Genomic DNA, 7,704 nt, shown 5'->3' on the forward strand with positions numbered 1-7,704 from the left:
TTGCGGGGGCAGGATTTGAACCTGCGACCTTCGGGTTATGAGCCCGACGAGCTGCCAGACTGCTCCACCCCGCGTCTGAGAAAAAGACTATAGCGCGTTTTGCGGAGTCACGCAAGGTTTTTCGCGATTTCCTTACGTGACGCTATCATGTTCGCACTAGGGATGCCGAATCGATCAATGGCAACGTATCACCAGGGCGCGATTGCGGATGTTGGCCGAGAACAGGCCGTTGACGGATCCCCCGGTTGCCGTGTCATCGCCTTCCTTCGACACCACGTCATAGCCGCTCGCGCCACATGCCTTGCCTGCTGATTCATAGCACTGCGCCCAGCTCTGCCGGGCATCGCTTCCACTGCAATTGATGGTGAAGCCATCGGTGCCGTCGGGTAGGTGAATCAGCTGCGTGGTACGTGATGACTCGCAGGCCCCCAATAGGACGGGTAGCACAAGCGCGGCCACGCGCGCGATCCCAAAAACACGGGCAGTAAGTGATGCGGATGAAGTAGGTGCGTGTGCCATGCTTTATCAACTCTTTTCAAGTGCGTTCGATTGATTCTATCGCGCACGCGACGAGGACGTCCGATGGTGGCCTACATCGCGAAATCCTGAAAGGCGTGGCATGCACCCAAGGCTTGATACGATGAAGGATGACAATGAATCAATAGATAGAACGGAGGATGCAATGGCAGCAAGGATTACAGGCCCCTATCGCGGATTCTATATCAATGCCACGGCAACCTTGAGCGGGCATCCGCATCCGACCTATGTCGGCAGTATCAGTCTTACCGAGCATGGCGTCGATGAACCGCGCAAGCTGGAGCGTTTGCTGCCGTTAGGTGCCGCGTCGGCGTTCGCTGACGAAGAGGTCGCGTTGGGGCATCTGGAGGAGGTGGCGCGCGGCGTTATCGATGCCCTGTTTCAGGATACCGGCGCTGCACCGTCAACTAAAATGTAGCAATGCTTCCGTGCGCTGATGCGCGTGCGTGCATCGGCGCCTCGCGCGATAGATGCGCGAGACAGATCGCTCTGTAAAGATTGCTTACGATTGCAGAAAATCGTTCCCATTACGCTCAAGCAATCGAGAAAAATCAACAAATCTGGTGGAAAACCCGTGTTTGCAGGAAAGTGCGGGACTGGTATGGACTTTGCTTTGGAAGAGGCAACCATACATTTATACGGGGTGTTACATGTTCGACTTTGAGCCGGGGTACTGGCTGATCGTACTGGCGATTGCCATCTGTTTCCTGACCGCGGTCGTGGTACTCGCGTCGTCGATGATTCTGGAAGAAGATGAAAATAACCCAGGTCATTCCGGACGGATCGCGGCGTCGCCGCGTGATGATTCCGGCGCTGCCGCAAGCTGAATACTTTACCTCTTTCCGCCGTCACTTCACCAGGGCAGAGGCGTTCTAGTCCGTTTTAGCGGTATTGCAGGTCCAGGAAGTCTAAGACACTCATGCGTTTCCATCGTCTCGATCAGTAAATCCCGCGCTGCTGATAAATGCGCGGATCATGATCAACGTTCCCCACCCCCAAAACCCATTGCACACGGCGCCAAACGCGACGCGAGGCAGGATGTTGCCACTAGGCCAGACACCTTGCACGGGCCCGAGGACGAAAATCGAGAGTGCGGTCGGAACGATCGCTCCGAAAACAAATGCGGGAATCCAGGGGGCTGGCCGGTATGGTTCGATCCGGAAGACCCAGGCCATAACGACGGCATAGACGCCGGCAGCGATGGCTGACACCAAAAAATTAGGGACGCCGAAAGCGGGAGCGGGTGTCAGGTCGAAAGGCATCTGGGCGCTTAGCCCTGCGGCATGCAGCATGCCGATCATTGCTTGTTGAAAAAACAGAACGGACAGAAAGCCGGAGAGGTACGGTAGGATCAGACGTTGCATAAGCAGGATTCGACGCAGTCCGATACGGGACGGTCAGGCATTATATCGACAGTCCTCACGTAGCAGGCGCCACATATTCCCGGGGTACGATTCGCACCACGGTAATACGTGGTCCTGTCATCTTGTCGATGAGCACATCGAAGTCATCGAATGGGATGCGCTGCCCCTGGGTTGGCAATTCCTTCAGCTTGTACATCACCAGACCGCCGACCGACTCGACTTCATCCACGCCCAATTCGATACCGAGGGCGCGTTCCAGTGTGAAGAGCGGCAGGCTGCCCTTGCCGAGCAGACTGCCGTCGGAGAGGTGGGTCCACTCATCGCCATGTGCGCCGAATTCATCGCGGATCTCGCCGACGATCGCCGCCAGCAGATTGTCCAGCGTGATGAAGCCGACCGGCTTGACGGGTTGCAGCGGATCGGCGTGTCCGACGATGGCAAAGTGTGGTGCCCCGGCGCGTAGACGTCGGAACAGTTCGATTGCGGGCAGGTTCGGCGGGACGCGCTGCACCGGCCGAACAAATCGTTCAAGACTGTCCAATGATCGAACCGGCGTATCGTCGAGGTCCGATAGAAACAGATCCTTTGCGTGGATGATGCCGAGGACCGTTTCACCGTCCGCGTCGAAATACGGGTATCGGGTGAAGCGTGACTGACGCGCGATGTCCAGATTTTCGGCGACCGTATTCGCCTTCGACATCGACACGACTTCACCGATCGGTCGCATCAGATCGGACACGTCCAACTCACCGAAGTCCATCGAATGCGCGAGGATGTTTTGTTCGCGCGCGGTCATGTTGCCGGCGGTACGACTAGAGCGCAGGATCAGTTTCAACTCTGACGGGGAATAGCTGGCGTCCAGGTGGCCGGTGTTGACCTGGCCTACCAGCTTCAATGTCGCGGACGCGCTTGCGTTGAGCATTTTGATTGCCGGAAGGGCCATCCAATAGAAACCGTATAACGGCCACGCCGTCCAGGCCCCTACCTTTTCCGGTAGTCTCAACGCCAACGATTTAGGTGCCAGTTCGCCGACGACAATATGGAGAAACGAGATGGCAACAAAAGCGATCGTGAAAGAGACGGCCTTGATCATTGCGGGTTTGTCCACACCGATCCAACCCAGAATCGGTTCGATCACGTGGGCGAAGGCGGGTTCGCCGATCCAGCCCAGGCCGAGCGACGCCAGCGTGATGCCCAACTGGCATGCCGACAGGTAGGTATCGAGCTCTCCATGTACCTGTTTCAGGATCCGGCCACGCCATCCCAGCGTCTCCGCCAACTCGGCGACGCGCGTGCTGCGTAATTTAACGAGACCGAACTCCGCGGCAACGAAGAAACCGTTCAACAATACAAGTGCAAACGCGGCGACGATCAGTAGGAAATTGTGCATAGAGTGGCGCCCATCACGACGAGCGCGATGGACCAAGCCTGGGGAGCGTCAGTATAAAGGAACGAAAACGTGCGAGCATGTCGAACGAGCCCGGCTCGGGCAGGGGGGGCAGGTCGTTTTTTACTCATCCGTCGTGTCGGCAGGCCGACGATGCTGATCCTGGTGCGCCCCCCCGTTGGTCTGCGGGGCACCCGACAGCATGTCGCGGGTACGTGGTGCGGGGTCATGCACCATTCGCGACTCGGTAGGCGACACCGGGGGTTCCCGTACCATGCCTCTACTCGATTTGTTCGGTGGAGGATGAGCGATGCCGTTTGGCCCGATGCGTCCGGTCTGCTTCGCGCTACTGGCCGGTGGTGCGGGGCGCGTCGTCGCATCGATCGGATGGTCGTTTGGCCGCGCGCCGGCCTCGGGTGATATCAAAACGTACGTCGAGCAAAGCGCGCACATCGCAACGGACCAGAATCGACGTAAATGGGACAGAAAGGGCATGTCACTTAGGCGCGGCGGTTCGAGAGGATGTAGAAAGCAATTGCCTTGCATTCAGATTACACGGGATTGGTTGCTCGCGGAAGCACGACGGGCAGATTCGTTCGGCTTCCGGCGATGGCTGGTCCGTCATCGACGGCGGGTAGGGCGCAAGCGCCACGTCGTTGTAGCCCCCGTGCCTCGTTACAGCTGAGCGGTTTGTACTTGCCCCGATTGGAGAGCGGCATCTATCAGTTTCTGTTCGCTCGCCTTGCGTATCGCATTGTCCAGCAGCGTTTCCGGTGATTCGAGGCGCGCCTTCAGCGCTGAAATCGCCCCGTCGGCCTCCAGGATGACAAGGGTTTCGGCCGACGCTGCGGCACTGATGATGACCCGTGTATTCTCCGTGCCTTCACCTAGTGTCGCGCAGCATTCCTGATTGCGACCCTCTACTGTATGGGTAAAGTTCTTGATCATCGTAATCCTCTCTCTTTAAGGGCTCTTTTCATGCTGCCGGGTATGCTGTCCATCTCGACGCGCGCGGGGCGATCGTCGGCCGATGACCTTAGCGGCACGCACGTTTGCCATTTACTCTAGCGGTTCATCAGTCGGATCCTCGCGTAGAGGGATGTCCGACGGTGCGTCTGTTGGTATTCCCGGCACGTCATCCGGCTGCGGAGCGGTAAAGGGCGTGCGTCCGGGCTGAGCTGGCGTGGGGTCAGGGCGATGCCAAGGACGGGAGATGAACATGATGTGCGATCGCCATGGTACTTCATTTCAAAAGGAAATCGAAAGAAAACCATGCAAAACTTCACGCCTGCTTCAAATGCGAGCAGGGATAGTGCGTTACGCCGAAGTGTCGTGAGGCTCAATGGGGGCGGGGCAGAAATGAAATGGGGCGCTGTGTGATAACACAGCGCCCCATTTGGAATCTGGTTGCGGGGGCAGGATTTGAACCTGCGACCTTCGGGTTATGAGCCCGACGAGCTGCCAGACTGCTCCACCCCGCGTCAGAGGAATTACTATAGCAAGAATGATGGGACAAGGCAAGAATTATTGTGCAATCGCACAAAAGACAAGGCCCCGGAACCGCTGAGCGGGTGTCGGGGCCGGTTTGGCGCGCGGCATCATGCGTGTGGTGCCGCGCGAAACGTCATGGATTGTTGTTCATGCGCGCGAGGCGCGAATTACCGCGTGCCGGTGGTCCCGGTTGTACCCGTGGTGCCGGTGGTGCCAGTCGTTCCTGCCGTACCGGTACCACCGCCGCCTAGCGCACCGGCCGCCGCCGCGCGACCTGGATTGGCTGAAGCGGTAGCGCCGGCGAACCCGCCTGCGCCTACGCCTGCATTGAAGCCACCTTGGCCGCCCGATGGACCGCGAGCGGCCACGATGGCACCAGCGCCACCGCTAAAGCCGCCGCTTTGCGGGGCGACCGTTTGCGCGGATACAGCGAGCGGGGCCAGCAGCAAGGCGGACACGCTGGCTACCTGTAACATACGAGAGCGCATATTGCCTCCTTGATCAGTGGTTTACCCACTTGCACCTTATGAGAGAATGATTACCTTGTCAAATGTAATAGTGTAAGGAAATTATTGCTGTTTGCATTTTATTCAGGTCAAAAATACAGCACTGTACAATGCGCTCGCACCGGGAAGTCCGTGCAATGACGAAATGCCGATGATCAACCTATCGCCGTGTGGCGTTTAACCAAATCCTATCGGAATGGCGTTTGCTGGAACATAGCGACAATTAAAGTGACGAGCAGGGGGGGGGGCTATAGCGGATTGACGTATCCGTCATTTCGTCACTATAGGCTCGCTGGCGGAGGACGGTGTTGTTGCATTGTGGCAACTTGCCGAAACCACCATGGCTGTTTCGTCTGGACCGAGTTTGCGCATGGCTTCGGAGTAAAGGGTGTCAACGAGATCCTGCGCAGCCAGTTTCACAGGTGGCTCGCTGATCCGTTGATCAAGTTTCGCTTTTGCCATCCATGACGCACCGCCAGCATCGCGCCAGGCAGCGACCGCGCGTGCGATCTCCCCCATCTCGGTACATGAATCCAGTGCCTGTGTTGTAATCGATTCAAGTCGGGGGGGCGCGGGCGTTACTTCCGGCGAGATGGTCGGTCCAGCGAATGCATAAGGCGTATTCATCGTGCTAATGATCAGCGCCACGCTGGTGTACAAGGAGCCTCGCCTATCAATGCAATTGAAAATACGCGCCGCGTAATGCGTTGCTGCATCGCTCTTCAAAAAGAGAGTGAACACATTGTAAGCACGTTGCATGCGAAACTCATCGTTATTAAATGGAATATGGAATATCCACGGCGATGTTATTGTACGGTTGGTTGCAAATATAAGAAAAATTTGCATTGTAGGTTGAAATGACAACGGATGACGTTGGTAATGCAGAGGGTTGCGCCGTACAAGCATCGCCCACTCTAACTTTCCTGGTAGTTGTTAAAGTGCTAGCGTAGCTGCCGTCGCCCCCGTCGGCAACTAACGACGACTTCTGGGCCGCACGGTCCGGGCAGTACCATTGGGGATATGACAATTAATGCAACGATTGTCGCGTGTGGAACACCCTGTGATCCGGCACACGAGGAATGGGGGCCGCGATAACCTATACTGCCGTCTCGGCGAAGAGACGTCGCGACAACGCGCTTCACCTTTCCGTGTTTTTAATGCAGCCTGTAGCCTCAGTTTTTTCGTCGTGCGCGACCGGCGCGCTTACTTTCTTGATCTGATGGACATTTCTTCAAACGCCAGCCCGCGCCGTTTCTGCGTGGCACCGATGATCGATTGGACCGATCGCCATTGTCGAGCGTTCCATCGGATGTTCACGCGCAAGGCGTGGTTGTATACGGAGATGATCACCACCGGAGCGTTGTTGCATGGAGACGTTCGTCGACATCTTGATTTCGGCGAGACGGAGCATCCAGTAGCGTTGCAATTGGGCGGTAGTGAGCCAGACGATTTGGCGCGCGCGGCGAAACTCGGAGCGCAGTGGGGCTATGACGAGATCAACCTGAATTGCGGATGTCCCTCAGAGCGTGTTCAGCGTGGTGCGTTTGGTGCATGTTTGATGCGCGAGCCGGTGACCGTGGTGGATTGCGTTAAAGCCATGCGTGATGCGGTAACGTTGCCGGTGACGGTCAAGCATCGTATCGGTATCGATTATGAGGCATCTTATGACTTTGTCCGGGACTTCGTCGGTACGATCGCAGACGCGGGGTGCGAAACGTTCATCGTCCATGCGCGCAATGCCGTACTCAAAGGCTTGAGTCCGAAGCAGAATCGCGAGATTCCTCCTCTGCGATATGACGTCGTTCGGCAACTGAAACGAGACTTTCCGCATCTCGAAATTATTTTGAATGGCGGTGTGCAGACACTGGACCAGGTGAAGGAACTCTTGAAAGATGTCGACGGGGTGATGGTCGGTCGAGAGGCATATCAAAATCCAGGCATGTTACGCGGTGTGGATCGCCGCATCTACGGCGTTGATACTATCGACGTGGACGATGCCACCGTTGAAGCAGCACTGCACCAGTATATTGAATCAGCGCATCGTACTGGTACGCCGTTGAACGCCATGGTTCGACATATTCTTGGTTGGCATCGCGGTGCGCCCGGCGCGCGAGCGTGGCGTCGCGTGTTGTCCGATAGTCCGCGCCTTGCCCAAGGAGACTTCACCATTTTCGATGAAGCAAACGCCCATTTGCGTAGCACGTCGTTCGCGGTTCGATAGCGCATTGCGCTTAAGCGGAAACGAAAACGATCGTTGAGAGACTTGAGAAAATACATGAAGTTTCTCTTGCCAAGCTGGCGAATGCTTCCTATAATTGCGGTCTTTCAGTGCTGCGCCAAGCGGCGCTGAAACGAACAAAGCGGCTATTTTGCGCTGTTGAGATCGTGGTGGCTGTAGCTCAGTTGGTAGAGTCCTGGA

General features: G+C 56.9%; 10 protein-coding genes and 2 tRNA genes. 3 read left to right on the top strand and 9 right to left on the bottom strand.

Annotation, left to right across the window (positions count from 1 at the left end; genetic code table 11):
- Both WM40_RS25140 and WM40_RS25145 read right to left on the bottom strand, forming a co-directional pair.
- Nucleotides 1–74, bottom strand: a tRNA-Met gene (locus WM40_RS25140).
- Nucleotides 75–174: 100 nt separating this feature from the next.
- Nucleotides 175–519, bottom strand: coding sequence for a hypothetical protein (locus WM40_RS25145; RefSeq protein ID WP_024902438.1), 345 nt, complete (start codon nucleotides 517–519; stop codon nucleotides 175–177).
- 163 nt (nucleotides 520–682) lie between these two features.
- Between WM40_RS25145 and WM40_RS25150 the strand changes: the two genes are divergently transcribed.
- Both WM40_RS25150 and WM40_RS30480 read left to right on the top strand, forming a co-directional pair.
- Nucleotides 683–955, top strand: coding sequence for a hypothetical protein (locus WM40_RS25150; protein WP_024902439.1), 273 nt, complete (start codon nucleotides 683–685; stop codon nucleotides 953–955).
- Nucleotides 956–1,187: 232 nt separating this feature from the next.
- Nucleotides 1,188–1,364, top strand: coding sequence for a hypothetical protein (locus WM40_RS30480; RefSeq protein ID WP_157684934.1), 177 nt, complete (start codon nucleotides 1,188–1,190; stop codon nucleotides 1,362–1,364).
- Between the two features lie 90 nt (nucleotides 1,365–1,454).
- Here WM40_RS30480 and WM40_RS25155 read toward each other — a convergent pair whose 3' ends face one another.
- The 7 genes from WM40_RS25155 to WM40_RS25185 form a co-directional block, all read right to left on the bottom strand.
- Nucleotides 1,455–1,901, bottom strand: a complete 447-nt coding sequence (locus WM40_RS25155) for a hypothetical protein (RefSeq protein ID WP_046154359.1) — start codon at nucleotides 1,899–1,901, stop codon at nucleotides 1,455–1,457.
- 55 nt (nucleotides 1,902–1,956) lie between these two features.
- Nucleotides 1,957–3,291 carry a hemolysin family protein gene (locus tag WM40_RS25160; RefSeq protein ID WP_024902441.1) on the bottom strand — a complete coding sequence of 445 codons (1,335 nt, stop codon included), beginning with the start codon at nucleotides 3,289–3,291 and terminating at the stop codon, nucleotides 1,957–1,959.
- A 120-nt stretch (nucleotides 3,292–3,411) separates the two neighbouring features.
- Complete coding sequence (locus WM40_RS25165) at nucleotides 3,412–3,783, bottom strand: hypothetical protein (protein ID WP_024902442.1); 372 nt, start codon at nucleotides 3,781–3,783, stop codon at nucleotides 3,412–3,414.
- Nucleotides 3,784–3,963: 180 nt separating this feature from the next.
- Nucleotides 3,964–4,236 (bottom strand): hypothetical protein, encoded by a 273-nt coding sequence (locus WM40_RS25170; protein WP_024902443.1) that lies wholly within the window; start codon nucleotides 4,234–4,236, stop codon nucleotides 3,964–3,966.
- 456 nt (nucleotides 4,237–4,692) lie between these two features.
- Nucleotides 4,693–4,769: transfer RNA gene (locus WM40_RS25175), tRNA-Met, on the bottom strand.
- A 177-nt stretch (nucleotides 4,770–4,946) separates the two neighbouring features.
- Nucleotides 4,947–5,267: a hypothetical protein gene (locus WM40_RS25180; RefSeq protein WP_157684935.1), complete on the bottom strand. Its 321-nt coding sequence runs from the start codon at nucleotides 5,265–5,267 to the stop codon at nucleotides 4,947–4,949.
- 288 nt (nucleotides 5,268–5,555) lie between these two features.
- A complete protein-coding gene (locus WM40_RS25185; RefSeq protein ID WP_046154360.1) occupies nucleotides 5,556–6,131 on the bottom strand; it encodes a hypothetical protein in 576 nt (191 codons plus the stop codon).
- A gap of 373 nt (nucleotides 6,132–6,504) precedes the next feature.
- Between WM40_RS25185 and dusA the strand changes: the two genes are divergently transcribed.
- Nucleotides 6,505–7,506 carry a tRNA dihydrouridine(20/20a) synthase DusA gene (dusA, locus tag WM40_RS25190; RefSeq protein WP_046154362.1) on the top strand — a complete coding sequence of 334 codons (1,002 nt, stop codon included), beginning with the start codon at nucleotides 6,505–6,507 and terminating at the stop codon, nucleotides 7,504–7,506.
- Nucleotides 7,507–7,704: the final 198 nt, after the last annotated feature.

Origin of the sequence: Robbsia andropogonis (assembly GCF_000970345.1) — a bacterium.
GTDB classification, from domain to species: Bacteria; Pseudomonadota; Gammaproteobacteria; order Burkholderiales; family Burkholderiaceae; genus Robbsia; species Robbsia andropogonis.

What these genes read in the sequence shown, in the direction of transcription:
- WM40_RS25155 (WP_046154359.1), bottom strand. Translation starts at nt 1,901, where the DNA reads ATGCAACGTCTGATCCTACCGTACCTCTCCGGCTTTCTGTCCGTTCTG.
- WM40_RS25160 (WP_024902441.1), bottom strand. Translation starts at nt 3,291, where the DNA reads ATGCACAATTTCCTACTGATCGTCGCCGCGTTTGCACTTGTATTGTTG.
- WM40_RS25145 (WP_024902438.1), bottom strand. Translation starts at nt 519, where the DNA reads ATGGCACACGCACCTACTTCATCCGCATCACTTACTGCCCGTGTTTTT.
- WM40_RS25150 (WP_024902439.1), top strand. Translation starts at nt 683, where the DNA reads ATGGCAGCAAGGATTACAGGCCCCTATCGCGGATTCTATATCAATGCC.
- WM40_RS25165 (WP_024902442.1), bottom strand. Translation starts at nt 3,783, where the DNA reads ATGCCCTTTCTGTCCCATTTACGTCGATTCTGGTCCGTTGCGATGTGC.
- WM40_RS30480 (WP_157684934.1), top strand. Translation starts at nt 1,188, where the DNA reads ATGTTCGACTTTGAGCCGGGGTACTGGCTGATCGTACTGGCGATTGCC.
- WM40_RS25185 (WP_046154360.1), bottom strand. Translation starts at nt 6,131, where the DNA reads ATGCAAATTTTTCTTATATTTGCAACCAACCGTACAATAACATCGCCG.
- WM40_RS25170 (WP_024902443.1), bottom strand. Translation starts at nt 4,236, where the DNA reads ATGATCAAGAACTTTACCCATACAGTAGAGGGTCGCAATCAGGAATGC.
- dusA (WP_046154362.1), top strand. Translation starts at nt 6,505, where the DNA reads ATGGACATTTCTTCAAACGCCAGCCCGCGCCGTTTCTGCGTGGCACCG.
- WM40_RS25180 (WP_157684935.1), bottom strand. Translation starts at nt 5,267, where the DNA reads ATGCGCTCTCGTATGTTACAGGTAGCCAGCGTGTCCGCCTTGCTGCTG.